This is a genomic window from Epibacterium sp. Ofav1-8, assembly GCF_022348185.1.
Classification (GTDB): Bacteria; Pseudomonadota; Alphaproteobacteria; order Rhodobacterales; family Rhodobacteraceae; genus Epibacterium.
The window spans coordinates 13,193-39,297 of the sequence record NZ_JAKRFD010000012.1; the positions used below are offsets into that span (position 1 = coordinate 13,193).

Below are 26,105 nucleotides of genomic sequence, written 5' to 3' on the forward strand. Positions count from 1 at the left end.
GGGCAGCGCGGGGGGCGCTGCCCATGCGTGTGTGGCGGCAGCTTAGGCGGCACCGCTCCAGGTGGCCCCGGCGGGATCGTCGGTCTCGGTCACGCGGTAGAGGCTCGCCTCGCCGGTCATCGAGGGGGCAAGGCTGTAGCTCTCGCCCGGTTTCAACAGGCAGGTATCGCCCGGGTTCAGCACGGTGTCGAAATCGCCCACCCGCAGCGCCCAGTGGCCGCGCATCGGCATCAGCACCACGTGTTTGTCGGGCGTGATCGGGCTGTCGTCCAGCGAGGTGCGGGACAGGAAGTCGACCTCGAAACCGGGCTTGTCCTTCAGGAGCGCATCGGTGCCGATCACCTTGGCGGGCTGTTTGCCCGACAGCGCCATCAGGTCCCAGTAGCGCGCCACATAGCGCGGCACCACGGCCTCGACCGGGGTTTCGGGGAAGTCTTTCATCTGCTCTTCGGTCAGGGTGGGCATGGGCTGGACGTTGTGCGGCAGCGCCTGGCCCTGCTTGGTGTCGTAGAGCACGCCGTTGTTGCCCAGCACGAGCCCATGGGCGCGGGCTTCTTCGATCACCTGCGGCGCCCATGTGACACCGCCCCCGGCATCGTCACCGCCGAGGATCGCCATGATCAATCCGTAATCGGTGCCGACGTTTTCAAAGCCGCGAAAGATCCCGGTGGGAATGTTGAAGATATCGCCTTCTTCGGCAATGAACTCGCCCGCATCGCCATTGCGGCCCCAGAAGAACCGCCAGCGGCCCTTGAGGACAAAGAACACCTCCGCCGTGGTGTGGCTATGGAGCGAGTTGCGGCATTTGGGCGGCTGACCGGCTGCGCCGATGTTGAACCCGGGGGTGTCGCGGATGTGGACGTGCTGATCGGGGGATTCCGAGACGCCGCCGCCGATGATGGTGAAGTTTTCCTTCTGGTCCGACCCCGGCGTGTGGGCGTCGATAAAGGCGGTTTTGCAGGGACGCAGTTCGCCGTAACGGACGATGCGGTCATTCAGAGTGCTCATGGAGTTTATCCTTTGATATAAAACAGAAATACGTCAGCTTGAGAGGCCAGCGCCGGGCGGGCGCAGGTTCAGCCGACGCGCCCGCAGCGAGGCGCGGTGCGCATGCATCCGCCCCGTGGCCTCGCGGGCATCCAGTTTCATCTCAAAGGCGGGCATGATCACTCCGCCCCGGTTTGCATCAGGATCTGTTTCCAGACCGAGGTTTCATCAAACAGCGTGTATTCGCGGCGCAGTTTCACGTCGCCGCCCACCAGCGCGCCGAATTCAGCGTGGGAAATGCCGAGGATATAGACCTCGGCCCCTGTCGGCACACCAAAGGCGCCCCAGCCTTCGTGTTTGCCATGCAGGCTCCAGCGCAGGGCGGAGCGGGGCGGCATATGCGGATCATCGCGGCCGATCTGGTGATGGATGGTGAAGGTTGCGTTCGGAAACGCCGCCCGCAGCCCCATCCAGAAGCGGTCCACCGCGCCAAAGGAATGGCCGGTGACGCCGCCGGGATATTCCACATGCGCGGCGCGATCATAGGTTTCCTCGATGGCGGCCATATCGGCATTCATGATCCGGGTGAGGATCTCGGCGTGGCGACCGCCCCATTCATTGTCGTTGCCCTGACCGCTGTAGGGACCGGGGCGATCCGTGGCCGGGCTCAGGGGTTTGACGCAATTGGCCGCGCCGCCCTCGTTCTCGATCAGCTGCGCGGCATAGTCCTTGGGCTCCCAGCCCATCTGACGCACGATGGCGCCCTGATCGCGGATCAGCCATTCATCGTTGATCTGATTGTTGATGGCATGACAGTCGGCGAGAATACGGTATTGCAGCTTCTTGCCGGTGGCCTTGCCATAGACCCCGTCGCCCGCATGGGTCGCGGTGGAAATGATCCGGTGCGAGGACAGCATGCCCGTCTCCGGCGTGCCGGACCAGATCACATCCTCGCCCAAAAGCTCCCGGTCCGGGAACTCCGCAAGCGTGGCCATGGTGGCGCCGATCACATTCTGATTGCCCACCACCACCGAGGCAGGCGAGCGCACGACAATGTCGTCGCTGTAATAGCGGTGCAATGTGGCGATGCCGCGATCTTCCCAGATCTCCTTGGTGATGCCGATGATGTAGTCGGGGAAGTCGCGAAATTTCGCATCAAAGCCTTGCATGGGGGTTATCCTTCTGTGGGCCAGCCGTCCGGTATACGCGCCGATCCGCGTAGGATCAGCGGCGCTTCGATCTGCACATGGCAGGGGCTGGCAGTGTCGGGTGTGTCGATTTGTTCAAACATCGCGCGCACGGTCTCGGCCACCATCAGATTGGCGCGCTGCCGGATCGTGGTCAGGTTATAGGCGCGCCACGCGGCCGGCGGGACGTCGTCATAGCCCACCACGGAGACATCCTCGGGGATGCGCAGGCCAAGTTCAAAGCGCAGCACATCCATCACCGCAAAGGCCATGTGGTCATTGGCGACAAACACCGCATCGGGGCGGTCGCCAGCGGGGACGGAGAACATGTCGCGGGCGGCCTGTTCGGCCTGCTCGACGCTGAAATTGCCCACGGCGCGGGCAGAGAGGTCCCGCCCGGCCCCGGAAAGGGCCTCGCGAAAGGCCGCCTCGCGGTCACGCTGGGTGGAGGCGCCTTCCCAGCCCGCGATATAGGCGATCCGCTGGTGCCCGCCTGCCATCAGGAACTCGGCCACCCGCCGCCCACCGGCGCGATTGTCCGAGGTCACAGCAGCGATGCCGTCGATGTCCTGGGCGCGGTTAAACAGCACCACAGGCACGCCAAGCTGCTGACACCGTGCGGAAATATCCGAGGACATGGCAACTGAGGCAAGGATGATCCCGTCGACCTGATGGTCGAGGATTTCCTCCATCACCTGATCGATATTGCCCGCCGTCTGCGAGGCCATGAAGACCAGCACGTGATAGCCCCTGGCCTGCAAGGCAGTGGAGAGTTTCTCCAGCGCTTCGGGGTAGAAGTAGTTTTCCAGATAGGCCACCACCAGCCCGATGATGCGCGACCGCCCCGAGGCCATGGCACGTGCCAGTACATTGGGGCGATAGCCGAGGTCTTCGGCGGCCATGCGCACCTTGTCGGCGGTTTTCTTGCTGACCGAGGCACCGGGGGTGAAAAACCGGCTCACGGCGGATTGGCTGACACCCGCGCGCTCGGCAACCTGGAGGATGGTGACTTTCTCGCTCATCAGTCTGCCGTCCAGCCGCCGTCGATCAGCATCGAGGTGCCGGTGACCATGGCCGACGCGCCAGAGGCCAGATAGAGCACCGCGCCCATGATGTCGTCCACTTCGCCGACGCGGGGCAGCTTGATCTTGTCCATGATCCAGGCGGCACGGTCGGGGTCGTCAAAGGTGGCCTGCGTCAGCGGCGTGCGGATGAAGGTCGGGCAGACCGTGTTGATGCGGACGTTCGATTTGCCCCATTCGATCGCCATGGCTTTGACCATGCCCTCCAGCCCGTGTTTGCTGGCGCAATAGACAGCGCGGTCGATGCCGCCCACATGGCCCATCTGGCTGGAGATATGGATGATCGATCCGGGCTTCTGCGCCGCTATCATCGCCCGCGCCGCCCAGGCCGACAGGAAATAGGCCGAGCGCAGGTTGACCCCCATCACCGCGTCATAATCCGCGGGCGTAGTATCCAGCGCGGGGCCATGACGGGCCAGCCCGGCGGAATTCACCACCACGTCATAGGCTGTATCACTCAGCGCCGCCTCCAGCGCCACAAGGTCGCCCTGATCCAGTGGCAGCGCTTCGGCGCTGTAACCGGCCGCCTGCATCGCCTCGACGGTCGCCTCCAGCCGCTCCGCCCCGCGCGCGGCACAGACCACATGCGCCCCGGCGCCCGCCAGCGCGACCGCGCAGCCCTGCCCGATGCCGGAGGAGGCACCGGTCACCAGCGCGCGTTTGCCAGTGAGATCAAAGGACGGGGGGCGGGGCAGGTCGGTCATCAGCTCATTCCATTCGGGATATTGATCGGCGCAAGATTGCGTGCCTTGTTGAACTCACGCAGGCGGGCAAAGACGTCAACGCCAAGTTGCGCATAGGCATCCAGCAGATCGACCAGAACCCAGTTTTCCCGGATTTTGCCGTTCTCCAGCCGCCAGAAGTCCAGACTGCGCATGGTGATTTTCTTGCCCGCCGGCGCAATCCCCAGCCAACCGCCATGGGTGACGGTCTGGATCATGTTTGGCCAGCCGGTGACGGCGGCATAATCGCCATCGCCAAAGAAATGATAGTTGATCTCGTCCACATACTGACCGCGATCGGGCATGCCGTTCAAAAACGGGATCTGGTGCCAGTTGCGAAACCCCGCGATGCCGCGCCCGGTGCCAATGCCCGACGGCCCGTACCAGTTCATGCGCGGATGCCAGAAGCGCTCCATCTCCATCACCTCCGGGCCACCCTGCGCGGGGTGCTTCTTCAGATGCTCCAGCATCTCGATGATGTGTTGACAGGTGGCGGCACCCTTTTCGGTATCATAAGGCCCCGGCACCAACCCGTCCTGTGTCGCAGGCCCCGGCACATGCCATTCCCGCCCCAGCGAGGGCGCCATCGGCCAGGCGTTGGCCTGCATCATCACTTCGGGAATGTCCCAAAGCGCCTGCACCTCCACCACCTTGCCATCCACCATCCGATAAAACTCGTGAAACCGCATGCTGACCTGATGACCGGTGGGCGGGATATCAAGCCAGGGCGCGATAAAGACCCCGGTATAATAGCCGCCTGCACCCACCCAATCATTGCCGAACTCGTCCGGCCCGGCGATCACGATGGTGTCGCGCCGCTCCAGATCCGGCCAGGCCTTAAAGAGACCCGCGTAAACCGCGTCATAAAAGGCGTCCACGCCGGTGAGATCGCCAAACGGGTGGCAAAACCGAAACAGCACATCCGGCGCGCAGACCGATGCGAGAGCAGCCCGCACGCCCGCCGCGTCAAAATCATACATTGCCGCCCGAAGCGGTGCGATCAGCGCCTTGTTCTGCGTATGAACATCCATGGCTCTTGCCTTCATCTTTTCAAAAATATCCCGGGGGAGGCCCCGCGAGGGGCCGGGGGCAGCGCCCCCCTTGTCCCGCTTTATTCTGCGGCGTCGCGATAGGGGGCCGCCGCACCATAGGGCACATTCACCCCGCCATAGCGGCGCACCCGGATGTTGCATTGCTCGGCATGGCCCACAAATCCCTCAAGCATGCAGAGGCGCGAGCCGTATTCGCCGACCAGAGTGGCCGCCTCATCGGTCAGGACCTTCTGATAGCTGTGGGTTTTCAGGAACTTCCCAACCCAGAGCCCGCCGGTATAGCGCCCCGCCTTCAGCGTCGGCAGCGTGTGGTTGGTGCCGATCACCTTGTCGCCATTGGCGACATTGGTGCGCGGCCCCAGGAACAGCGCGCCATAGCAGGTCATCTGCTCCAGGAACCAGTCGTCGCGATCAGTCATCACCTGCACATGTTCCGAGGCGATCTCATCCGCGATCTCGCGCATCTCCTCGTAGCTGTCACAGAGGATCACCTCGCCGTAATCCTCCCAGGAAACCCGCGCGGTGTCGGCAGTGGGCAGGATCTTCAGCAGCCGGTCGATCTCCTCCAGCGTGCCCTCGGCGAGCGCGCGCGAATTCGTCACCAGCACGGCGGGCGAATTATAGCCGTGTTCGGCCTGTCCCAGAAGATCGGTGGCGCAGAGTTCGGGATCGGCGGCGGTCTCATCGGCGATCACCATGGTCTCGGTGGGGCCGGCAAAGAGGTCGATGCCGACGCGGCCAAACAATTGCCGCTTGGCCTCGGCCACAAAGGCATTGCCTGGGCCAACCAGCATATGCACCGCCTCGATGCTCTCGGTGCCGATCGCCATGGCGCCGACCGCTTGAATGCCGCCGAGGATATGGATCTCATCGGCGCCGCCAAAATGCATCGCGGCGACCACGGCGGGGTTCGGCTTGCCCTTGAAGGGCGGCGTGCAGGCCACAATGCGCGGCACGCCGGCGACCTTGGCGGTGGCCACCGACATATGGGCCGAGGCCACCATGGGGAACTTGCCGCCCGGTACGTAGCAGCCCACCGATTGCACCGGGATGTTCTTGTGGCCGAGGATCACGCCGGGCAGGGTTTCCACCTCGATATCCAGCATGGAGTCGCGCTGCGCCTTGGCAAAGGCCACGACCTGTTCCTGCGCGAACTTGATGTCGGCAATCTCGCGGTCGGTCAGCTCGCCGATCAGGGCGTCGATCTGCTCTTGGCTGAGGCGAAAGCTCTCGGGCGCGTAGCCGTCGAATTTCTCGCTGAGGTCGCGCACGGCGGCATCGCCGCGGGCCTCGATGTCGGCAAGGGTGGCCTCCACAATGGCGCGGGTCTTGGCGTTGTCTTCGGCGCGGGCGGCGTCGGATTTGCCGCGTTTGAGATAGGTGATTGCCATGGCTCTTATCCTTGGTTGTCGGTACGCGGAGTGTCGGGGCGCGGCGGGGTCTTCTCGCCGCGGTCATAGGCTTCCCAGCCGTGGCCGTTGAACAGATCCACACCGAGCTGCGCGGCCACATGGGCGAAATCCACATTCACCCAATTGTCGACGATCTTGCCGTCCTGGACTTTCCAGAAGTCCATATAGCGGATCTCGATCCGCTTGCCGGTGGGCGCAATGCCGAGGAATTCGCCCGTGTGGGTGGCTTCCTGACGGCCAAAGGCGGCTGCCCATTCGCCCATATAAAGGCGCGCCTCGTCGATGCAGGTCTTGTCGGAGAACGCCGCCTGAAAGGGGCGCTGCCAGTTGTCCTGAAATTCCCGCAGGCCGGTCTTGGTGCCGCAGCCCTGATTGCCGAGCCAGCGGAAGTTTTCTGCAAAGAACTCGCCGATGTCGGCAATGCGGTGGTCGTTGAGACCGTCGACCATGCCTTCGATCACGGCGCGGGTCTCTTCGGTCTTGGTCATATCCGTGTCACGGGTCAGCACGGCCTGTTCGGGGCGGGAACCTTTCATGAGGTCACTCCTGTAATGCGGTTTCTGTGGTGAGGGAGGGCAGGCTCCCTGCGGACAGAAAATCCCGTGGCAGGCGGTTCAGCGCCGGGTGGCGGGCGCTGGCCGTATGGCGAAAAGCGCAGCTCATCCCTTGACCGCGCCTGCGGTGAGGCCGGAGACGATCTGGCGCTGGAACACCATCACAAGGATGAACAGAGGCGCAGTGATCGACACGGCGGCGGCCACGGCGACCACCTGATCGGTGGTTGTGGTCTCGCGGTTGAACATGCCCGCGATGGCCGGAACCATGGTCTGGTTCTGCGCATCGAGCAGAAGCGAGGTCACCAGAAAGTCGTTGTAGGCCAGGAGGAAGGAGAACAGCCCGGTGGTAATCACCCCCGGCCACATCACCGGCATGATGACCCGGCGAAAGGCCTGGAAATGGTTGCAGCCATCGACCCGCGCGGCCTCGTCCAGATCGGCGGGGATGTTCTGAAAGAACGACCGCAGCATCCAGATGGTGAAGGGCTGGTTGATTGCCACCAGCACCGCGATCACCGCCATCGGCTTGCCATAGAGCGTCGGCGCGTTCTCTCCGAGGATCGGTGCCAGCCACTCGGACGAATTGATAAACACCGGCAGATAGCCCGCCACCAGCACCGAATGGGGCAGGGCGCGGAACACCAGCGCGACGATCAGGATCCAGAACGCCAGCGTCGAGCCGGACCGCGCCAGACCATAGCCCGCAAGCGTGCCCACGGTGAGCGACACGGTCACAACACCTGCGGTCACCACCAGCGAGTTCTGGAAGTTGTTGGAAAAGCCCCGGTCGATCCAGACGGTCTTGTAATGCTCTGTCGTGAGGCCGATCACATCCGCCCCAAAGGCTCCAAGCACCGGGTTCAGCGCGTTCGAGAGCACGGGCAGAAGGCCAAACAGGGTGACAAGCGCGACCAGAGCAAACGCAGCCGCACCAATGAGCCAGCCCAGCCAGACCGCACCGGCGGGGGCGTAGCTCCGGACCATCGCGGGCAGCAGCCGGGCCGCTCCCCGCCACAGCCCCCAGAGTGCAAGCCCCAGCAGGCAGATGTCAAAGAGCGACACGCCATTCCCCTTGGCGCGGGTTTCGGGGCCGAAGATCACATTGAGCGCGTTGGCATCAAAGGCATCCACCGGTGTCTTGAAGCTCATCACCGTGATCCAGAAGATCGGGAAGGCGGCGATGACGCACCACAGGATCAGGAGGCTGTTGGAGGTCAGACGCAGGCTGAGGGGCTGGCGCATGGCACGAGACGACATGTCAGTGGCCTCCTTTATGATCGCGCCAGGTGCGGCGCAGGGGAGCGATGAGCAGGAGCGTGATGCCGATCATGGTCAGCATGGCGCTGGCGGAGGCGCGGCTGATGGAGCGGTTGCCCGCCTGATCCGGCACCAGGAAATCGTAGGTGAGCCATTGCAGCGAGATCACGTGCCCCTGGGAGGAGAAGCCGACGACCTCCTCGAACACGCGATAGGCGTCCATCAGGTGGATCATCGACACAAAGATGATCAGCGGCATCAGATGCGGGATCACGATGAACCGCAGCCGCTGCCAGCGCGAGGCGCCGTCGATCACCGCACTTTCCAGACTGTCGGAATTCACCGTCTGAAGGCCCGCGTAAAAGACGATCGCCGCAAAGGGCGCGACGTGCCACACGCGGTAGAGCATCATCAACAGCTCGATGGTCCAGGCCTGGGCGAACATGGCGATGTCGCGGCCCGAGTACCATTCCATCGCCGCCGTCAGGATGCCGTCGCCGCGAAACAGCCAGTTGATCGACAGCGCGCCAATCACCGGCGTGATGATGAACGGCAGCAGCGAGATGAAGATCACCGGCCCGCGCACCGCACGGGCGGCGTTGTTGATCATCAGCGCGATGCCAAGGCCGAGGCCGATGTTCAGCGGCAGGGTGATGAGGGTGAAACTCAGCGTGAAGCGCAGCGCCTTCCAGAAGTCGATGGTCTGAAAGGCCGACCAGCTGCCGGATTTCAGCGCATCCCACGCGCGGCCCAGCTCCAGCACATTGCGGTAGCTTTGCAGGCCGACAAATTCGGTGCGCGTCATCACGTCGCCGTTGTCATCCACAACCGGGACGGACTTTTCTTCGGTGGTGCAGGTCTGGGTCAGAAAGCCGGGGGTACAGGTTTCCACCTCCACCACCTCATAGACGGTCTGGGTGACATAGAAACTCTGCACAAAAACGCTGATCAGCGGAAAGGCGATGAACAGAAGCATCATAAAGACAGAGGGGCCGACAAAGGCGGCAAAGGTGCGGAAATTCATGTCTCTGCCTTTCTCATGGTTCCGTGGGACTGGGAAAAAGGGGGGAGGGCGCAGCCTCCCCCGAGGTCGACGAGGAGAGGGGAGAGTTACTCCAGGAGGCCCGCTTCCTTGGCGGCGGTGATATAATTCGCCTCGATGTCGGCCAGCGTGGTTTCCGCATCCTTGGCGCCGGTCAGGTAGGCCGACAGCCCGTTGCCGAGGGCGGAATGCAGGATGCCAAGCGCGGTGGAAGCCGGGTAGGGGCGGGCGCCGTTGGCGGCAGAGGCGGCGGCCCCGGCGGCCAGCGGTCCGGCCTCATAGCCGGGCACCAGCCAGACGGCGGCATCATTGTTGGCCTGCACCATTTCGGTGTCGAGCCCTTCCATCACCACCCTGAAGGCGGCCTCGGCCTCCTCATCGCTCATGTTGGCGGCCAGCACGACGCCATCCCACCACAGCGAGGTTGCAGGCGCGGCAGAGCCCATCGGGGCGGAGGCCATCTTGACCTTGCCCACCACCTGGCTTTCGGCTTCGTCTTCCATCGCGGCGGCGCGGCTGGCCCAGAGGTTGGCCATGGCGATCTTGCCCTGCTGGAACTGCTGCTGCACGTAGGTGGAGTCGGACACCAGATATTCCGGATCCATATAGGCGGTCATCGCCTTCAGGGTTTCCAGCGCCTTGATGCCTTCGGGCGTGTTGATGGTGGGGTTGTTGTCGGCGTCGACAAAATTGCCGCCCTCGCCGAGGTACATGTTCACGAATTCCTGCGCCAGGTTCCAGCCGGTCTTGAAGGTGCCCCCCAGCGGGTAGTCGACCACGCCTGCCGCCTTGATCTTTTCGGCTGCGGCGAGGACATCGGCATAGGTCTTGGGCTCTTCGATGCCGAGATCAGCCAGGATGTCCTGCCGGTACATCAGGTGCTGGGCGTTCACCATCATGGCAATCGCCATGGTCTCGCCGTCGATCTTGATCAGCTGGTTCGGCGTCAGGTTCTCCCCGTATTTCGCCACCAGATCATCCAGCGGGCGGATGGTGCCGGCGTTCAACAGCGGGATCAGCGTCTCGTTCGCAACGCCGCCGATCTGGTAAAGGGCCGGGTTGGCGGCAAAGGCCTCGGGCTGCTTTTCCTTGAACTCCTGATCGAGCGAGGCGGAGAAGTTGCCGCATTCCGCCATCGCATCGGTCGCGGCCTTCCAGGCCTCAAACCCGGCGGTGAGGGATTTGAGCGGCACGGTGTTTTCAAACGCGCAAGAGGCCGAAGCCGCCGCGCCCGCAAGGGACAGCGCCCCTGCCATCAGAATGGTCTTGAGTGTCATGAAGTTGGCTCCCTGTGGGGTTCCTGTTGGGTTGAGGTCCGCCGGGTTGTCCCGGTCTGTTCTGGAATGGGTCAGATGCGTTCGCCGGTTTCGGCATCAAACAGGTGGCAGATCGCGGGCGGCACGCTGAGGTGCACCGGATCGCCGATTTCGGCGCGGAAGGTCTTGTCGGCCTTGACCGAAACCAGCGCCCCGCCGACGCGTACCGAGATCATCGTCGCATCGCCCAGGAGTTCGAGCGTGTAGATCGGCGCGGTGATCTGGCCCTGACCTTCGGGGGCGAGGCTGGCATCCTCGGCGCGGAATCCGAGCGTCAGCGGGCCGTCCCTGGCGTCAAGGCCGGGAATTTCCACATGTTTGGCGCGGAAGGTGCCGCCGGTGATGGTGCCCTCCATCAGGTTCATTGCGGGTGACCCGATGAAGCTGGCGACAAAGGTATTGGCCGGGTGGTCGTAGATTTCCGTGGGCGAGCCGACCTGCTGCACCACGCCTTTTTTCATCACCACCACCCGGTCGGCCAGCGTCATCGCCTCGATCTGGTCATGGGTGACGTAGATCGTGGTGACGGCCAGTTCGTGGCTGAGGTTCTTGATCTGGGCGCGGGTGGAGACGCGCAGCTTGGCGTCCAGATTGGACAGCGGCTCATCCATCAGGAACACATTGGGTTCGCGCACGATGGCGCGGGCCAGAGCGACGCGCTGACGCTGACCACCGGACAGTTCCGCCGGCTTGCGATGCAGGAAATCGTCCAGCTCCACCATGGCGGAGGCGCGGCGCACCTTGTCGTCATGGGTCGCCGGGTCGATGCCGCGCACCTTCAGCGGGAAGCGGATGTTTTCATAGACATTGAGGTTCGGATACAGCGCATAGGATTGGAACACCATCGCCACGTCGCGGTCCTTGGGTTCCAGATCGTTCACCACCTTGCCGTCGATCAGGATTTCGCCCTCGGTCACATCCTCCAGCCCCGCGATCATGCGCATGGTGGTGGTCTTACCGCAGCCGGAAGGGCCGAGCAGCACGAGGAATTCGCGATCAGCGATGGTCAGGTCGAAGTTGTTCACCCCGACAAAACTGCCCCAGCGCTTGCCGATATTGCGCAGTTGGATTTCAGCCATTGATACTCCCCGCGTCTGATGGCGCTGCGCTCTGTCATAATCTCAAGGTTGAAATTGCAAGCGCTTGCAAAAAGGGTAGCGACAGGAAGCGCCATCTGGCAAGATGTTTTTGCAAGCGTTTGCAAAACTCTGCGGGGCGGCGGCGCGATCCGAAATCTAAGGGGCTGATTTTCCAAATGAAACCGACAGAACTCCAGCACGCAAAACACCTGGTGCGCGCCTTCTACGGGGCCCTGGACGGGGCCGAGGGGGCGGCGATTCCATCCGCTATGGCGCAATATTGCAGCCCGAATCTGCGTTGGCGCGGCTATCATCCGTTTGATGAAATCATCGGGCCGGAGGCGGTGGCGCAAGCGTTCTGGCAGCCCCTCAGGGGCGCGCTGACCCGGATGCAGCGGCGGCTCGACGTGTTTATGGCCGGCGAGAACTACTATTCGGACCCGGGCGGGATCTGGGTCTGCTCGATGGGGCATCTGATGGGGCTGTTTGACCGCCCATGGCTGAATATTGCGCCGACGGGCAAGCTGGTGTTCCTGCGCTACTGCGCCTTTCACCGCGTCGAAGGGGACCAGATCACCGAGACGGCGATGTATTTCGACATCCCGCATCTGATGATGCAGGCCGGGCTACAGCCCTTTCCGCCGCAGACTGCCAGCCATCAGGTGCAGCCGGGGCCGCAGACCCATGATGGCGTGATGTTCGACCCGCAGTACCCCGCCGCGGGGGTGCAGACGCTGGACCTGATACAGCGGATGGTGACCGACCTTGGCACCTGGCAGGGCGCGCTGCCGCTGGAAGAGGAGCTGGCCCGCACCTGGCACCAGGACATGCTGTGGTGGGGCCCGGCGGGGATCGGTGCCACCTACACGATCGAACGCTATGCCAAACAGCACTCCGGCCCCTTTCGCGCCGGGTTTTCAGAGCGTTCCAAGACCCAACACATCTGCCGGATCGGCGAGGGCAATTTCGGCGGCTTCTTTGGCTGGCCAAATTTCACCGCGGTGCCGACCGGCGGTTTTATGGGCATGCCCGCCACCGGCAAGCCCGGCGAGTTCCGCGTGATCGACATCTATCGCCGCGACGGGGACAAGCTGGCGGAAAACTGGGTCTTTATCGACCTGCTGCATTTCTGGAAGCAGCAAGGAGTCGATGTGCTGGGGCGGATGGCCCAGATCGCGCCCGCAGCGCGCGCAGGGTCCTGACCGTCGCACCGATGCTCAGGGGCATTTCCTCGCCCTGCGCGATGACGGGGCTGTCAGGGAGGGGTGATCAGGCATAGACACGGTCGGACAGCGGCGTGGACTCCAGCCGTGCGATCAGGTCCGTGAGCAGCCTGTCCTCGGCGCGATTGCGGATCGTTTCGGGGTGCCAGACCAGATAGACATCCACTTCGGGCAGGTCCTCGAACGGGGGCACCTGCCACAGCAACCCGTCGCGCAGATCACGGGCCACCACATGTTTTGGCAATGGGCCGATGCCGAGGCCAGCCATGATCATGCGGCGCACCTCTTCGAGGTTCTCCGACACGCCGGTCACCTGGGACGCCAATGCGGCGCGGGCGCGCAGCAGGGTCACATCCTGCAGCGCGTCTTGCAGCCGGTCGTTGTCGAACACCACCGCCGCGTGACCTTTGAGGTCATCCAGCGTCAGGTCGCGGCGACCAAACAGCGGATGGCGCGGGCCGCAAAACAGCGCAAATGTCTCGCGATAGACGGGGATGTAGCGCAGGTTCGGATCCTGTTCGCGCACCAATGCGAGGGCAAAGCTCACCCGTTTGGCCGCCACCGCAGAGATCGCATCGCCGCTGGTGATCACGTCGATGGCAAGGCTCGCCTTTGGGTGGTCGGCATAGAAATCGCCGATGACCGCATCAAACAGCGGACACAGCACATGGCTGGCCACGGCAATGCGCACATGGCCGCTGATTTCTGGCGTTACCGTGCGCATCAGGGTCGCCAGCCGCAGAATGGAGCCGTTGATGTTCACCGCCTCGCGATAGAGCAACGCGCCAGCCTCGGTGAGGGTGAACCGCCCCGGCGAGCGATCAATCAGGCGCTGGCCCAGCTGGTCCTCCAGCTTCTTCAGGGCGACCGAAACCGTGGGCTGTTTCAGCCGCAGCCGCTCCGCCGCCTCGGTGATGGAGCCGCTCTCTGCCAGCACCACAAAGGTGCGCAACAGGTTCCAGTTCATCTCTCGGGTGAGACGCTCGGGGTCGATATGTGGCGGCGCGGAGGTGGAGGGGGGCTGCGTCATCTTCTCTGAAAACAATACCTTATTGCGAGGGGCTGGCCTTGGCCTGTGGGGCAGGCGGGATGCGTAATCCTTGTCGTATTATGAAAATCTATGGCGGGTTAATCAATTATCTATTTGATCTATTCCAGATCCCTCCGCAAATTTCACGGAAGATCAACGTGGCGACACGGCCCCTCCGCAGAAGCGGCACCAGCCGACAGAGGGGCCATCCGGTTGCGCGTTGCACTGACAACAGGGAACGGAGATTTTCATGCGTAAGTCACTTTGGACCACCGCAGCCACGGCGGCTGCTTTCACACTGTCGCTGGGCGCGGCGGAGGCGGCCGATATGCGGCTCAAACTCGCGGGCGTCGTCCCGGTCGAACATTTCGGCAATGACATCCTGAAACAGATCGAAGCCGATATCGAAGGCGCCGATGTGGGCCTCTCGGTGACCTTGTTCGAGGCCGGGCAGCTTGGCTCCGGCGAAGAACTGTTCGAGGACGCCGCGCGGGGCAATGTCGATCTGGTGCATTCCGTCATCTATGCCCACCGTGACCCGGTGCTGGAGATCAACTCCTTGCCCTATCTGGTGTCGAGCTTTGACGAGATGGAGAATATCTACCTCAACAAGGACAGCGCCTTTAACGAGATCTTCGGCGAACGGCTTGAGGGGCTGGGGCTGAAATTGCTCGCCAATGCGCCCGAAGGGTTTATCGGTGTGGTGGCCGAAACCCTGCCCGAAAACGCAACCTCCGTGGGCGACAAGGGCGTCAACATCCGCGTCTGGTCCAGTCAGGTGATCAAGAACACCGTGGAGGCCATGGGCTTTAACGCGACCACAATGAACTGGGGCGAGGTCTTCCCGGCGATCCAGTCCGGCGTTGTGGATGGCGCGATCTGCTGCACCGCGCAACTGGCCTATAGCGCCTTTGCGACCTCGGATGTTGGCAAGTATTTCATCCCCTATGGCGCGGTGGTCGAGAACACCACCTATTACGCCTCCATGGAGACATGGGAAGAGATGAACGACGAACAGCGCGCCGCCGTGCAGGCCGCGTTTGACAAGGCCGCGCAGAGCTACTTTGCCGAGGCCAAGGCAAATGAAGCGGGCTATATCGATAAGCTCAAGGAAACCGGCTACGAGGTGGTCGAGGTCTCTGACGCCGAGCGCAGCGCCATTGCCGAGACCGTGCGCAAGGACGTCTGGCCGGGGATTGCAGAGATCGTCGGTCAGGATGTGATCGACCGCCTGATGGCCCCCAGCAACTGATCCCAATGATCTGACAGCGTGCAGGCCCCGTCATCCGGGGTCTGTCCTTGATCTCAAGACGGTGACTGCATCATGAAAGACCTGAGCCGGGATTTGCCGCCCGGGCTGGCCAAGCTGGTCCGCATCCTGTTGCGGCTGCAAACGATCTACGTGTGCTTTGGCTGTATCGCCATGGCGCTGACCTTCTTCCTCGTGGTGGTGTTCCGATATGGCTTTAACGCCGATCTGTTCGCCTATGAGGAATGGCTGCTGATCATCTGTTTCTGGCTCTATTTCATCGCCGCCGCCATTGGCACATGGGAGGGCGTGCATGTGAACGCCGATCTCTTGGATTTTGTGATCCTCGATCCCGTCAAACGGCGCGCGCGGGCGATCCTGATCACCGGGATCGAGCTTTTGGTGACCTTGGTGCTGTTTTACTGGTCCACGGTGATGATGATCGAGGAAATCGGCGATTATCCCCGCTATCAGACCACGATTGCCCTGCAAATTCCGTTCTTTGTGCCGCGTGCGGCGATCTTTGTCGGCTTTGGCCTGATGGGGGTCTACAGCGCGCTGCGGCTCTATATTTTCCTGAAACTTCCGGCGTCACGCTTTGCCGTGCCCGCTGATCGCGACCCTGCTGCAGGAGCCTGACCCCATGATTATCCTCGGCAGTCTTTTGATCCTGTGTGTGCTGCTTCTGATTGGTGTCAGCGTGCCTTTGTCGTTCGGTGGCGTGCTGGTCTTTATCGGCGTCTTTGGCGGCCATGACGTGACCGGGTTCCTGCCCACCGGGCATTGGAAGATGAATTCCATCGTCCTGCTTGCCATCCCGCTGTTCATCCTCGCCGGTGCCATCATGGAGCGGGGGCGGATCGCCGCACCGCTGGTCTCGGTGGCGGAGCTTCTGGTGGGGCGCATCCACGGGGGCCTCAGCGCGGCGGCGGTGTTCGCCAGCGGCATCTTCGGCTCGATCTCCGGCTCGGCTGCGGCGACGCTGACCTGTATCGGCTCGATCATGATGCCGCATCTCAAGGCCGCGAATTACCCGCGCGGCCCGGCGGCGGCGCTGATCGTGGCGGCCTGTCCCTTGGGGCTTCTGATCCCGCCGTCCTCATCGCAGATCCTTTATGCCTGGGTGGCGCAGCAGTCGGTGCTCAAGTGTTTTCTCTCGACCGTGGTGCCGGGGCTGATCCTGATTACCCTTTTGTGCATGGTGAACTACGTGCTGATGCGCAAGGCGGATCTGAAACTGCTGGAACGCCCGGCAAGCTACCCGCAGGAATTTGTGCGGCGCGGTGGGCGGGCCTTTCCGGCGCTGTTGATGCCGATCATTATCCTGGGTGGTATCTACGGCGGTATCATGACCCCGACCGAGGCCGCAGGCGTGGCGGTGATCTATGCCATTCCGGTGGGGCTGTTCATCTATCGCGGCCTGACGCCCCAGAACATCTGGCCGACCCTGCGCTATGCTGGCACCACTATTGGCGTGGTGATGCTGATGGTCTTTGTGGTGGTGATCGTCAGCCGTTTTCTGGTGTTCGAAGACATCCCCGGCATGGCCAAGGATCTGATCTTCTCGATCTCGGACAACCCGATCGTGATCCTGCTGATGGTCAATCTGGTGATGATCCTTATCGGCATGCTGATGGATGACATCTCGGGGCTGTTGCTGTCGGCGCCGCTCTTGTTGCCCATCGTGCAAAGCGTCGGCATGGACCCGGTGCATTTTGCCGCCGTCCTTGGTGTCAATCTCGGCATGGCCAATATCACGCCGCCGACCGCGCCGCTGTTGTACCTAGGCGCAAAGGTCACCGACACGCCCGTGAGCGAGATGCTGAAGCCCACCTTCATCATGATCGCATTTGCATGGCTGCCGACGCTGCTGATCACCACCTTTGTGCCAGACGTGGCGCTGTGGCTGCCCAATTTTGTCTTTGGCTGAGGCCGCAAGGAGACCGACATGAAAGCGATCTATGATCCCCGCCAACGCGCCCATAATCCCAGCCAGTTCATGGCCTATGGGGTGATGAAGCCAAACCCCGAACAGCCCGAACGCACCGAGATCCTGCGCAGCGGCGCGGAGGCCGCAGGCTGTACATTTACCGCCCCCGAGGACGCGGGCCTTGGCCCCATTGCAGCGCTGCATTCGCCGGAATACCTGACGTTTCTGCAAACGATCCATGCCCGCTGGTCCGAGATTGAGGGCGCAGGCCCGGAGGTGATTTCTCACATCAAGCCGGGGGATCGCCGCGACAGCTATCCGCGTTCCGCGCTGGGGCAGGCGGGCTATCATCAGGCCGATACCTCCTGTCCGATCAATGCCGACACATGGGGCTCTGCCTATTGGTCGGCGCAGACCGCGGTCAGCGCTGCCGATTTGGTGGCGGGGGGGGAGCGCGCCGCCTATGCGCTCTGTCGCCCGCCGGGGCATCATGCCTTTGGCGATATGGCGGGGGGCTTTTGTTTCCTCAACAACTCCGGCATTGCCGCGCAGCTGTTGCGGGACCGGGGCCTCAGGCCGGCAATTCTGGATGTGGACGTGCATCACGGCAACGGCACGCAGGGGCTGTTTTATGATCGCGACGATGCGCTGACACTCTCGATCCACGCCGACCCGGCAGACTTCTATCCGTTCTTCTGGGGCCACAGTTCTGAACGCGGCGAGGGCCGGGGGCGGGGCTATAACCTCAACCTGCCGCTGCCGCGTGGCACCGATGATGCGCCCTTCCTGGCCGCGCTCGACACCTGCCTCGACCGCGTTCGCGCTTTTGGCACCGACGTATTGGTCATTGCGCTGGGCCTTGATGCCTCCAAGGACGATCCGTTTCAGGGCTTTCAGGTTACCGGCGACGGGTTTTCCCGCATTGGCGAGGCGATCGCCCGCGCAGGCCTTCCGACGCTTTTTGTGCAGGAGGGCGGTTACATCTCCGACAGCCTCGGCCATAACCTCACCCGCGTGCTTGGCGGTTTTACCTCTGCCGCACGCTGAGATTTCCTTTAATCCTCAAACCATAAGAGACGACTATGAGCGATATCACCTACGCCCACACCACCCAACGCATGAGCCAGATCGTCACCCATGGCGACACCATCTACCTCGCCGGTCAGGTCGGCACCGCCGGGGCCAGCGTCACCCAGCAGACGCAGGATTGCCTTGATAAGATTGACGCGCTGCTGGCCGAGGCGGGCTCCTCCAAGGAGCGCATCCTGCAAGCCACCATCTGGCTCGCCGATATGAGCGACTTTGCCGAGATGAACGCGGTCTGGGATGCCTGGGTCCCCGAAGGCCGTGCGCCCGCGCGGGCCTGTGGCGAATCCAAGCTCGCCACGCCCGAGTTTACCGTCGAGATCCTCGTTATCGCCGCCAAAGGCTGATTTCCGGGGGCCGTGGCCCCCTGCATGAAACACACCCCACGCTCGCGGCCTGCGGCGGGCGTGCGGGATACGCTTTGCCTACAGGAGCCCTCTCTCATGTCCGAAATTCTGGTTCTTGGTGGCGGCATGGTTGGGATTGCGACCGCGCTGGAGTTGCAGGCGCGGGGGCATGCGGTCACGGTTGTTGACCGCAAATCACCGGGGCAGGAGACCAGCTATGGCAACGCGGGCCTGATCCAGGCCGAAGCGGCAGAGCCCTACGCCATGCCCCGCGCGCTGCCCGAGATCCTCGACATCCTGCTGGGGCGCAGCAACGATGTGGTGTGGTCGCCGCGGGGTGTCCTCAGCCAGCTGCCCGCGCTGTGGCAATACTACCGTTATTCGCACCCCCGTCGCCATCAAGTGCTGTCGCAGCCAAACGCGCAATTGATCCGTAGCGCCTGCGCCGATCACGACCGTTGGATCAGCCTTGCGGGCGCCGAGGATCTGATTGCGCGCGAGGGCTATCTGTCGGTGTTTCAGGACCCGATTGCATTCGAGGCCATGGCGCGTGATCTCGACCGGCTGCAACAGCGCTACGGGATCGACGCGGTGCCACTCGATGGTGCCGAACTATGCCGGGCGGAGCCGATGTTTCGCACCCCGCCCGCCGGCGCGATCCACTGGCGCGAGGTCTGGAGCTGCACTGCACCCGGTGAATTGGTCACCCGCTATGCGGAACTGTTTCGTCGCCGGGGCGGCACCATCCTCTGCGGTGATGCCAGCACGCTGCGCCGTGCGGGCCACGCCTGGGAGGTGCAGACCGACGCGGAGCGGGTGCGTGCGGAACATGCCGTCATCGCACTCGGGCCGTGGACGCCGCCCCTGCTGGCGCAACTGGGCTACCGGGTGCGGATGATCATGAAACACGGCGCGCATCGCATGTATCCGCAGGCGCCACAGCTGCGTCGCCCGGTGTTTGATGCCCGCCACGGGGTCGTGCTGTGCAGTATGAAGGGCGGCTTGCGGATGACCTGCGGTGTGGCGCTGGAAGCCTCCGGCCGGGTGCCGGATGTGCGCCAGCTTGACCGGGCCGCCAGCGGGCTTTCGGCCTATCTCGACCTCGGCGTGACCGAGGCTGGGCCGATCTGGCGCGGCACACGGCCCTTTCTGCCCGATATGCTGCCGATGGTCGGCGCTGCGCCCAGACATGACCGTCTCTGGTTCCATTTCGGGCATGGGCACCAGGGGTTCACCCTCGGGCCGACCACCGCGCGCCACCTGGGGGACATGCTGGACGGGGACGCCGATGAGGCCTGCGCGCCGCTAACGCCCGCCCATCGCCCCGCCATTATCTCCTAGGGTTCTGACCCTGGCCCGCGCCACAACCGGCCAGCGCGCGTCAGGCGCACCGCACGTCGAGGCGCGCCGCCTGAGCCAGCCGGGCGGCACCGGCAGCGGTTATTGAAGCGGTGTTGCCAGCCAGCTGCGGAGGTCTTCGGTCATCTCCGCCAGCTGCATGCGTCCATTGACGCTTTTGTGGTATTCCAGCTGGATCGTCTCCCGCGCAAGAAGCGTGCGGCAGTCGTCGGGGCAGGGCTGGTGACGCGACAGCAGATGGACCTCCCAGCAGGATCTGTGCTGGGCAATCATCGCCCGGAGCTTTTCGGTGATCTCGTCACAGAGGATGAACACGATCGGATCTCGCGTGCCGGGGCGCAGGCTGTCGAGCGCCGAAATGATCTTGCCGTCCCGCTCCAGATCGCAGAGCACGATGCGTGCGTCCGCGCCCTGGTTGGCCAGCGAAATCGGGAGCAGGTCCCGCAAGGCGGAGGTTTCCCCGTCCTGCGCGCGGCTGTCCGTGGCGGTGGAGGCGGTGCGGCGCCGTTGCGGGTCCGCGTTCTCCGCCCGGAGCGGTTGCAGCCAGGTGGCAGGGCGTGGAATGGCATAGCGTGCAATGCCGTGTTTCTCGGCATAGGTCACAAGCCATTCTTCGGCGCTGTCGCCGGCCGTGTGATCGGCCATCTTCAGGTTCACTGTCCCGGTGTGAAAGCCACAGGAGCTGGTGGCGGGCACATGGATGCGACGGCGACGCACCAGCGGATCCGTGGGGCGGAACCTGCTTTTTGCGCGTTCTATGTCGGCGGGCGATGCGGGATATTGCAGCAGGATACCATCGACGCAGACGATCCCCTTGCCCTCGGTCTGGGCCAGTTCCTGCACCATCCTCAGGGCGTAATCGGTCGGGTAGAGATAGTCGTCGCTGCAGGCCAGGTAGATCGCGTTCTCGATGTGGTCGAGCCCCCAGAACCGGCCCGCGTCGCCGGGCTGGGCCGGATCTTCGCACAGGACGCAGGTGACCTTGTCCATGCGGTGCAGATACTCCGGCACCTCCTTGACGCCATGGAGATGGACAAACAGGCCGTCCACCTGCGGCAGCAGCGAGGTCACCGTGGCCCGCAGCGCGGCATCGTTCTCCACCGAGGTCGACAGCCCCGCATAGAGCCCCGTGGTTGCCGGCAGCTGATCTGCGACGCTGTCCAGAATGCGTCTGGTGTAGCTGCAGCTGTCCTGCGCCCGCTCCAGACAGGTCCTGAAAAGATAAGCACCACTGGCGCCAAAGCGCTCTGCCTTCTGATAGCCGAGGGGCCACAGCAGCTGTTCGATCCGGTTCAGTTCCTCACGACAGCTGGCCTCGGCGACGATCAGCGGTTTGCACCGCTCAATGGTCGACAGCCCCCCCTCCAGCACCCGGTCGCCCTGTCCCCGGACGTCGACCTTCAGAAGATCGACATGACGGGCCTTTATCAGCGCATCCAGTGTGGAGATTTCCACGCTGCCCTGATCCGTTTCCTCCACGCGGGCGAACCCGAGGTTGCTGGCGGTGAGATCGACGATATGCCCGCACCCGGCTGAGCGCCCCAGCGCCAGCTGGTGGCGTTCGACCTGATCTTCCAGTCCATTGAGCGCGACATTCTTTTCAAGAATATCAAAGGCCTCCGGGACCGGCTCGATGCTGATGACCTGCGCATCCAGCACCCGGCCAAAAAACAGGGTGTGGTTGCCGATGTTGGCGCCGACGTCGACCACCGTCGGCGTTTCCGGAAGGCGCGCACAAAGCGCGATCAGCAGCTCTTCCTCATGGAAGCGCCCCGTCTCTCGGACGAATTTCTGCATCTGGTCGACCTCGGACGGGAGATAGACCGGGATGTCGTGACCAAAGGCCTTGATCGTCTTGACGTGACGCGTGGCAGTGCTGGCAAGGGGCATGGGAGGGATCTGCGAACTGTTGTGAGGAGCGCTGCGGTTGGTCACGGGCATCTGCTAGTCCTTTGCGACCGGAAAGGTCACGATCCCGGTGCCACCGATACCGCCGAGACATTGCTCCAGACCCACCGTCAGTTTCGCGGTTTGCTCGATCACCTGCGCGGCGACCTCGTTCCGGGTGAGCAGGGTGCAGAAGTGGAACCCGGACTGCGACAGGTATTCAGAGATCGCAGGCAGGGCGACAACGGCGAATGTGCCTTCGTTCTCCTCGGCGCGCGCATCCACGATCACCACGTCAAAGGGCGCGGTCTCGGAGAGTGTCGCGCAGGACGGGAACAGGCAGTCCTGATTGTTGAACTGCACCTTGGACTTGGGCGCGGCGAGGATCTCGACCGTGCGGTCCAGCCCGAGCAGCGCAAGCCGCGCCCCAAGCGCCTGTTCGTCCCGGGGGCCCGCCATCAGGCAGGTCACGGAGGCCTCCGCGGCCAGCGCCACCACAAGCGTCGCCGTGTCGGGCGCGCCGATGTAGAGCACGCGTCCGGCGTGCCGGCTGATGATCCGAGACAGCGACAACAGTTGCAGCGGGGTTGTCCCGCTGTCCGCTGTCACGGCCAGCGCGGAGAGCAGGTCGGGATACTGCTTCCCCAGTTGACGGGCGGCCTGGGGGTGCCAGACCTGAGCGGGGTCGATGGACGGAACTTCGGACAATGTGATGTCTCCGGACACTGAGCTGATGGGGGGGGGGGGGGCAGAGTCTGTTGGGGGGGGCGCTGGCAGAGGCGAGCGCGGTTGATACAGCGGCAGCGGTGGCTTGGCATGGATCTCGAGCGCGTTTGTGTGCTGCAGCTTCGAGGTCAGGGCATTGAGCTTGGGGGTGCTGTTGTGGAGCGACAGCGGGTTGGTCATCGTGTAGCGATAGGCGAGTTTCGGAATGAACTTGTAGTTCCGCGTCTGATCCAGCACCGGCATGGCAAGGGCCACGTCACAGGCGCCCATATACCAGTCCCCCTTGCCATCCTTGTAGTAGCTCTCCGGGATGTTCTCCAGCAAGACACTGCGAAAGCTGAAGAAATGGCTGGTGCACCAACGCTGTTTCCGTGGCGAGCACGTGGGGTCCAGGTCGCTGTTCTGCCCTTGTCGACCACTGTCGGTAAAAAAGTTGGTCCAGACCACATCCTTGCCAGCCGCATAATGCGTGGCCATTTCCCGGAGGATGTTTGAATCGGCAAGCTGGTCGTCCGCATCCAGGATTGCGATGAAATCGAACCCCGCCGCCAGGGGGCGCAGATGGGCCCAAATGTTCTGCGATTTGCCAAGCCGCGCCGGATTGTGCACATAGGTGTGCCGCGCGGGAAAGAGTTCGGTCAGATAGTGTTGGGCGATCTCGCCTGTCTGGTCTTCGGAACCGTCATCGACATAGAGCACGTGAACGTCCTCATGGGTCTGCCGGGCAACGCTCCGAATGGCCTCTGCGGCGTAGATCTCGCAATTTCGTGCCGGCATGAAGACCAGGCAGTTGTTTTTCTGACTTGATGCCGAATCCAGCATGACAATCCCGACAAGCTTCACACCGTTCTGGTGCTGATGATGGCCTGCCGCGCGTCACAGCCAATGATCGTGCTCTGCGGGCATTGAGCAAGATCTATCACCAGTTTGGTTAAAACTTTCCCAAAGATCCGGCGCAAGATCAGCAGGACGTGTGTTTTTGCGCTTGTGTATTGTAGCTGTATTGCAGCCCGCTGCGGCGGCGTCCGCGTGCCTGAGGCGACGCCACAGGCCTGGGCGGGGCGTGGCGCGGAGAGCTCCGCGCCACCCTGCAAGTGCGGCTTGTGTCTGCCGCTTTGGTTTGCTGCGGGATCAGGCCCGCAGGCGTTCGCCTTTGGGGTCAAACGGTGGCTCGGCCAGGATCTCCGCCCGATGGGGGCGACCCAATACCATGACCTCGACCGTATCGCCGGGGGCGGCGCCCTTCACAAATCCAAGGGCAAGCGACATGCCGACCGTATAGCCATAGGTGCCCGAGGTGACCCGTCCGATGCCCTGGCCATCCTTGAAGATCGGCTCGCCACCGGTGGCATCTGCGTTAGAGGCGGTCACATCCGCCTCCTCAAGCCGCAAGAGCACCAGGGTTTCGCGGGCCTCCTGGGCCATGGCCGCTGCGGCGGCGTCCTTGTTGAGGAACGCCTTGTCCATCTTGCACAGCCGGTCGAGGCCAACCTCCTGCGGATAGTATTCGGGAGAGTATTCCCGGCTCCAGGAGCCATAGCCCTTCTCGATGCGCATCGACATCAGGGCCCGCCCCCCGACAGGGCCCGCGCCGACGGTGCGGCCGGCGTCGATCAACGCCATATAAAGCTTTTGCTGATCTTCTGTGGCGCAGTGCAACTCCCAGCCGAGGTCCCCGGTGAAAGACACCCGCAGCGCCAGCACATTGATCCCCTCCAACATCAGGCGCTTGCTGCGCATGAAGGGGAAGTCGGACGTGTCCAGCGACTCGTTGGTCATGCGCTGGAGCATTTCGCGCGACTTGGGACCGGCCACGTTAAAGCCGCAGACCGACTGGGTCATGCTCTCAAAGGATGTGCCTTCGGGCAGGGGCACCGCGCCAAAGAACCGCTTGTGATAGCGTTCCGCCATGCCGGAGCCGATGATCCAGAACTCGTCCTCGGCGGTGCGGGTGACGGTGAAATCGCCGGCAATGCCGCCGCGTTTTGAAATCAGCGGCGTCAGGCAGGATCGGCCCACCGATTTTGGCATGGTGTTGGCAAAGACCGCGTTCAGCCAGGCTTCGGCGTCGGGGCCCTTGCAGAGGTATTTGGCAAAGTTCGAGATGTCGATGATGCCGGCGCGCTCGCGCAGCATTTTGCATTCCGCGCCCACCGGTTCCCACCAGTTCTGCCGGGTGAAGCCATTGGTGTCCTCGGTGCCGGGCTGATCGGCAAACCACAGGGGATGCTCCCATCCGGCGTTGAGGCCAAAGACCGCGCCCATCTCGCGCTGCATCTCGTAGATCGGGCGGGTGCGGGCCGGGCGGCCGGCGCTGCGTTCCTCGTTCGGGAAATGGATGGCAAACCGGTGCGCATACTGATCCTGCACGCGGGCCTTGGTGAACTCCTTGGTGGCCCAGTCGTCAAACCGCGCCACGTCCCAGGCGAACATGTCGTATTGGGTCTCACCCTCGATCATCCATTGCGCCGCCATCAGCCCCATGCCGCCGGATTGCGAGAAGCCGGGAATGATGCCGTTGCAGCAGAAATAGCCCTGCAGTTCCGGCACCGGGCCGAACAACACGTTGGAATCCGGTGACCAGATCATCGGCCCGTTGATGACCCGCTTGATGCCCGCTTCGCCGACCAGCGGCAGGCGCTCGATGGCGTTCATCATGTTTTCCTCGATGCGCTCCAGATCATCGGGGAACAGGTCATGGGCAAAATCGAGCGGCGTGCCCTCTTCGGCCCAGAATTTCATGTTGCGCTCATAGGCGCCGACCAGCAGCCCGTGGCCTTCCTGACGCAGGTAGTATTCGCCATCACGATCCGACACCGAGGGCAGGCGGCGGTCCATGTCGGCGACTTCCTTGATGGTCTCGGTGACGAAATACTGGTGCTCGGTGGGCTGCAAGGGCAGGTCCAGACCGGCCAGCTTTGCAACCTCGCGCCCCCAGAGCCCGGCGGCGTTGACCACCCAGTCGGTGCGGATGTCGCCCTTGGGGGTCTTGACGATCCAGCTGCCGTCTTCCTGCTGTTCGGTGGCGGTGACCGGGGTGAACCGGTGGATTTCTGCGCCGCGCTGGCGGGCGCCGGTGGCATAGGCCTGGGTCACGCCCGACGGATCCACGTTGCCGCCATCGGGTTCATACATCACGCAGCGGATGCCGTCGTAATTCACCAGCGGATTGAGTTCCTGCGCCTCTTCGATGGAGATCTCGTAGAAATTCATGCCGTAGAGCTTGGCCTTGGCGGCCTGCAGGCGCAGCTGGTGCTCGCGCGCTTCGGTCTGCGCCAGGTAGAGCGAGCCGGGTTGGAACACGCCGCAGCCCTGGCCGGTTTCCGCTTCCAGCTCTTTATACAGCGTCATGGTGTAGTGCTGGATGCGGGAGATATTGGTGCTGTCGTGCAGGCCGTGGATATTGGCCGCCGCATGCCAGGTGGAGCCGGAGGTCAGCTCGTCCCGCTCCAGGAGGACCACGTCGGACCAGCCGAGCTTGGTCAGGTGGTAGAGGATCGAGCATCCGATGACCCCGCCGCCGATCACGACGGCTTTGGCTTCTGTACGCATGATATTGGTGCTTTCGCTTTGCT

The 26,105-nt window shown here is 63.3% G+C and carries 23 protein-coding genes; 7 read left to right on the top strand and 16 right to left on the bottom strand.

Annotation, left to right across the window (positions count from 1 at the left end; translation table 11 throughout):
* Nucleotides 1–42 precede the first annotated feature (42 nt).
* From MHM97_RS17670 to MHM97_RS17720, 12 genes are all read right to left on the bottom strand, one after another.
* Complete coding sequence (locus tag MHM97_RS17670) at nt 43–1,008, bottom strand: cupin domain-containing protein (RefSeq protein WP_239323887.1); 966 nt, start codon at nt 1,006–1,008, stop codon at nt 43–45.
* Nucleotides 1,009–1,041: 33 nt separating this feature from the next.
* Entirely contained in the window at nt 1,042–1,164 is a 123-nt protein-coding gene (locus MHM97_RS22780; RefSeq protein ID WP_255729916.1) for a hypothetical protein, read from the bottom strand.
* Between the two features lie 2 nt (nt 1,165–1,166).
* Nucleotides 1,167–2,156, bottom strand: coding sequence for a nuclear transport factor 2 family protein (locus MHM97_RS17675; protein WP_239323889.1), 990 nt, complete (start codon nt 2,154–2,156; stop codon nt 1,167–1,169).
* Between the two features lie 5 nt (nt 2,157–2,161).
* Nucleotides 2,162–3,196 (bottom strand): LacI family DNA-binding transcriptional regulator, encoded by a 1,035-nt coding sequence (locus MHM97_RS17680; RefSeq protein ID WP_239323891.1) that lies wholly within the window; start codon nt 3,194–3,196, stop codon nt 2,162–2,164.
* The gene (locus MHM97_RS17685) at nt 3,196–3,960 is read right to left on the bottom strand and encodes an SDR family NAD(P)-dependent oxidoreductase (protein WP_239323893.1); all 765 of its coding nucleotides are present in this window, start codon (nt 3,958–3,960) and stop codon (nt 3,196–3,198) included. Before MHM97_RS17685 ends, MHM97_RS17680 begins: the two co-directional genes overlap by 1 nt.
* A complete protein-coding gene (locus MHM97_RS17690; RefSeq protein ID WP_239323895.1) occupies nt 3,960–5,009 on the bottom strand; it encodes an ester cyclase in 1,050 nt (349 codons plus the stop codon). The genes MHM97_RS17685 and MHM97_RS17690 overlap by 1 nt, the downstream gene beginning before the upstream one ends.
* Nucleotides 5,010–5,089: 80 nt before the next feature.
* A complete protein-coding gene (hisD, locus tag MHM97_RS17695; RefSeq protein ID WP_239323897.1) occupies nt 5,090–6,421 on the bottom strand; it encodes a histidinol dehydrogenase in 1,332 nt (443 codons plus the stop codon).
* 5 nt (nt 6,422–6,426) lie between these two features.
* Nucleotides 6,427–6,978, bottom strand: a complete 552-nt coding sequence (locus MHM97_RS17700; RefSeq protein ID WP_239323899.1) for an ester cyclase — start codon at nt 6,976–6,978, stop codon at nt 6,427–6,429.
* Nucleotides 6,979–7,101: 123 nt separating this feature from the next.
* Entirely contained in the window at nt 7,102–8,256 is a 1,155-nt protein-coding gene (locus tag MHM97_RS17705; RefSeq protein ID WP_239323901.1) for a carbohydrate ABC transporter permease, read from the bottom strand.
* Between the two features lies 1 nt (nt 8,257).
* Complete coding sequence (locus MHM97_RS17710; RefSeq protein WP_009178578.1) at nt 8,258–9,280, bottom strand: carbohydrate ABC transporter permease; 1,023 nt, start codon at nt 9,278–9,280, stop codon at nt 8,258–8,260.
* An 86-nt stretch (nt 9,281–9,366) separates the two neighbouring features.
* A complete protein-coding gene (locus MHM97_RS17715) occupies nt 9,367–10,575 on the bottom strand; it encodes an ABC transporter substrate-binding protein (RefSeq protein WP_239323903.1) in 1,209 nt (402 codons plus the stop codon).
* A 71-nt stretch (nt 10,576–10,646) separates the two neighbouring features.
* Nucleotides 10,647–11,693, bottom strand: a complete 1,047-nt coding sequence (locus tag MHM97_RS17720; protein ID WP_239323905.1) for an ABC transporter ATP-binding protein — start codon at nt 11,691–11,693, stop codon at nt 10,647–10,649.
* Between the two features lie 176 nt (nt 11,694–11,869).
* Here MHM97_RS17720 and MHM97_RS17725 point away from each other — a divergent pair, with 176 nt between their 5' ends.
* The gene (locus MHM97_RS17725) at nt 11,870–12,895 is read left to right on the top strand and encodes a nuclear transport factor 2 family protein (protein ID WP_239323907.1); all 1,026 of its coding nucleotides are present in this window, start codon (nt 11,870–11,872) and stop codon (nt 12,893–12,895) included.
* Nucleotides 12,896–12,962: 67 nt separating this feature from the next.
* Here MHM97_RS17725 and MHM97_RS17730 read toward each other — a convergent pair whose 3' ends face one another.
* A complete protein-coding gene (locus MHM97_RS17730; protein ID WP_239323909.1) occupies nt 12,963–13,946 on the bottom strand; it encodes a LysR family transcriptional regulator in 984 nt (327 codons plus the stop codon).
* A 250-nt stretch (nt 13,947–14,196) separates the two neighbouring features.
* On the opposite strand from MHM97_RS17730, the gene dctP reads away from it, so the two are divergent.
* The 6 genes from dctP to MHM97_RS17760 all read left to right on the top strand — a co-directional run bounded on the left by dctP (nt 14,197) and on the right by MHM97_RS17760 (nt 19,899).
* Nucleotides 14,197–15,198 (top strand): TRAP transporter substrate-binding protein DctP, encoded by a 1,002-nt coding sequence (gene dctP / locus MHM97_RS17735; protein WP_239323911.1) that lies wholly within the window; start codon nt 14,197–14,199, stop codon nt 15,196–15,198.
* Nucleotides 15,199–15,270: 72 nt separating this feature from the next.
* Nucleotides 15,271–15,834, top strand: a complete 564-nt coding sequence (locus tag MHM97_RS17740) for a TRAP transporter small permease (RefSeq protein WP_239323922.1) — start codon at nt 15,271–15,273, stop codon at nt 15,832–15,834.
* 4 nt (nt 15,835–15,838) lie between these two features.
* Nucleotides 15,839–17,125, top strand: coding sequence for a TRAP transporter large permease (locus MHM97_RS17745; RefSeq protein WP_239323924.1), 1,287 nt, complete (start codon nt 15,839–15,841; stop codon nt 17,123–17,125).
* Between the two features lie 18 nt (nt 17,126–17,143).
* On the top strand, nt 17,144–18,172 hold the full coding sequence (locus MHM97_RS17750) for a histone deacetylase family protein (protein WP_239323926.1): 1,029 nt from the start codon (nt 17,144–17,146) through the stop codon (nt 18,170–18,172).
* Nucleotides 18,173–18,207: 35 nt separating this feature from the next.
* Nucleotides 18,208–18,558 (top strand): RidA family protein, encoded by a 351-nt coding sequence (locus MHM97_RS17755; protein ID WP_239323928.1) that lies wholly within the window; start codon nt 18,208–18,210, stop codon nt 18,556–18,558.
* Nucleotides 18,559–18,654: 96 nt separating this feature from the next.
* Nucleotides 18,655–19,899 (top strand): NAD(P)/FAD-dependent oxidoreductase, encoded by a 1,245-nt coding sequence (locus MHM97_RS17760; protein WP_239323930.1) that lies wholly within the window; start codon nt 18,655–18,657, stop codon nt 19,897–19,899.
* Nucleotides 19,900–19,998: 99 nt separating this feature from the next.
* Here the strand turns inward: MHM97_RS17760 and MHM97_RS17765 are convergent, their stop codons facing one another.
* The 3 genes from MHM97_RS17765 to MHM97_RS17775 form a co-directional block, all read right to left on the bottom strand.
* A complete protein-coding gene (locus MHM97_RS17765) occupies nt 19,999–21,807 on the bottom strand; it encodes an FkbM family methyltransferase (RefSeq protein WP_239323932.1) in 1,809 nt (602 codons plus the stop codon).
* A gap of 54 nt (nt 21,808–21,861) precedes the next feature.
* A complete protein-coding gene (locus tag MHM97_RS17770) occupies nt 21,862–23,307 on the bottom strand; it encodes a glycosyltransferase family 2 protein (protein ID WP_239323934.1) in 1,446 nt (481 codons plus the stop codon).
* 354 nt (nt 23,308–23,661) lie between these two features.
* Nucleotides 23,662–26,082: a GcvT family protein gene (locus MHM97_RS17775; protein WP_239323935.1), complete on the bottom strand. Its 2,421-nt coding sequence runs from the start codon at nt 26,080–26,082 to the stop codon at nt 23,662–23,664.
* Between the last annotated feature and the right edge of the window lie 23 nt (nt 26,083–26,105).

Coding starts and splice junctions, on each gene's coding strand:
- MHM97_RS17720 (WP_239323905.1), bottom strand. CDS start 11,693: ATGGCTGAAATCCAACTGCGCAATATCGGCAAGCGCTGGGGCAGTTTT.
- MHM97_RS17730 (WP_239323909.1), bottom strand. CDS start 13,946: ATGACGCAGCCCCCCTCCACCTCCGCGCCGCCACATATCGACCCCGAG.
- MHM97_RS17750 (WP_239323926.1), top strand. CDS start 17,144: ATGAAAGCGATCTATGATCCCCGCCAACGCGCCCATAATCCCAGCCAG.
- MHM97_RS17725 (WP_239323907.1), top strand. CDS start 11,870: ATGAAACCGACAGAACTCCAGCACGCAAAACACCTGGTGCGCGCCTTC.
- MHM97_RS17765 (WP_239323932.1), bottom strand. CDS start 21,807: ATGCCCCTTGCCAGCACTGCCACGCGTCACGTCAAGACGATCAAGGCC.
- hisD (WP_239323897.1), bottom strand. CDS start 6,421: ATGGCAATCACCTATCTCAAACGCGGCAAATCCGACGCCGCCCGCGCC.
- MHM97_RS17775 (WP_239323935.1), bottom strand. CDS start 26,082: ATGCGTACAGAAGCCAAAGCCGTCGTGATCGGCGGCGGGGTCATCGGA.
- MHM97_RS17705 (WP_239323901.1), bottom strand. CDS start 8,256: ATGTCGTCTCGTGCCATGCGCCAGCCCCTCAGCCTGCGTCTGACCTCC.
- dctP (WP_239323911.1), top strand. CDS start 14,197: ATGCGTAAGTCACTTTGGACCACCGCAGCCACGGCGGCTGCTTTCACA.
- MHM97_RS17755 (WP_239323928.1), top strand. CDS start 18,208: ATGAGCGATATCACCTACGCCCACACCACCCAACGCATGAGCCAGATC.
- MHM97_RS22780 (WP_255729916.1), bottom strand. CDS start 1,164: ATGCCCGCCTTTGAGATGAAACTGGATGCCCGCGAGGCCACGGGGCGG.
- MHM97_RS17690 (WP_239323895.1), bottom strand. CDS start 5,009: ATGGATGTTCATACGCAGAACAAGGCGCTGATCGCACCGCTTCGGGCG.
- MHM97_RS17680 (WP_239323891.1), bottom strand. CDS start 3,196: ATGAGCGAGAAAGTCACCATCCTCCAGGTTGCCGAGCGCGCGGGTGTC.
- MHM97_RS17715 (WP_239323903.1), bottom strand. CDS start 10,575: ATGACACTCAAGACCATTCTGATGGCAGGGGCGCTGTCCCTTGCGGGC.
- MHM97_RS17710 (WP_009178578.1), bottom strand. CDS start 9,280: ATGAATTTCCGCACCTTTGCCGCCTTTGTCGGCCCCTCTGTCTTTATG.
- MHM97_RS17770 (WP_239323934.1), bottom strand. CDS start 23,307: ATGCCGGCACGAAATTGCGAGATCTACGCCGCAGAGGCCATTCGGAGC.
- MHM97_RS17760 (WP_239323930.1), top strand. CDS start 18,655: ATGTCCGAAATTCTGGTTCTTGGTGGCGGCATGGTTGGGATTGCGACC.
- MHM97_RS17685 (WP_239323893.1), bottom strand. CDS start 3,960: ATGACCGACCTGCCCCGCCCCCCGTCCTTTGATCTCACTGGCAAACGC.
- MHM97_RS17670 (WP_239323887.1), bottom strand. CDS start 1,008: ATGAGCACTCTGAATGACCGCATCGTCCGTTACGGCGAACTGCGTCCC.
- MHM97_RS17700 (WP_239323899.1), bottom strand. CDS start 6,978: ATGAAAGGTTCCCGCCCCGAACAGGCCGTGCTGACCCGTGACACGGAT.
- MHM97_RS17745 (WP_239323924.1), top strand. CDS start 15,839: ATGATTATCCTCGGCAGTCTTTTGATCCTGTGTGTGCTGCTTCTGATT.
- MHM97_RS17675 (WP_239323889.1), bottom strand. CDS start 2,156: ATGCAAGGCTTTGATGCGAAATTTCGCGACTTCCCCGACTACATCATC.
- MHM97_RS17740 (WP_239323922.1), top strand. CDS start 15,271: ATGAAAGACCTGAGCCGGGATTTGCCGCCCGGGCTGGCCAAGCTGGTC.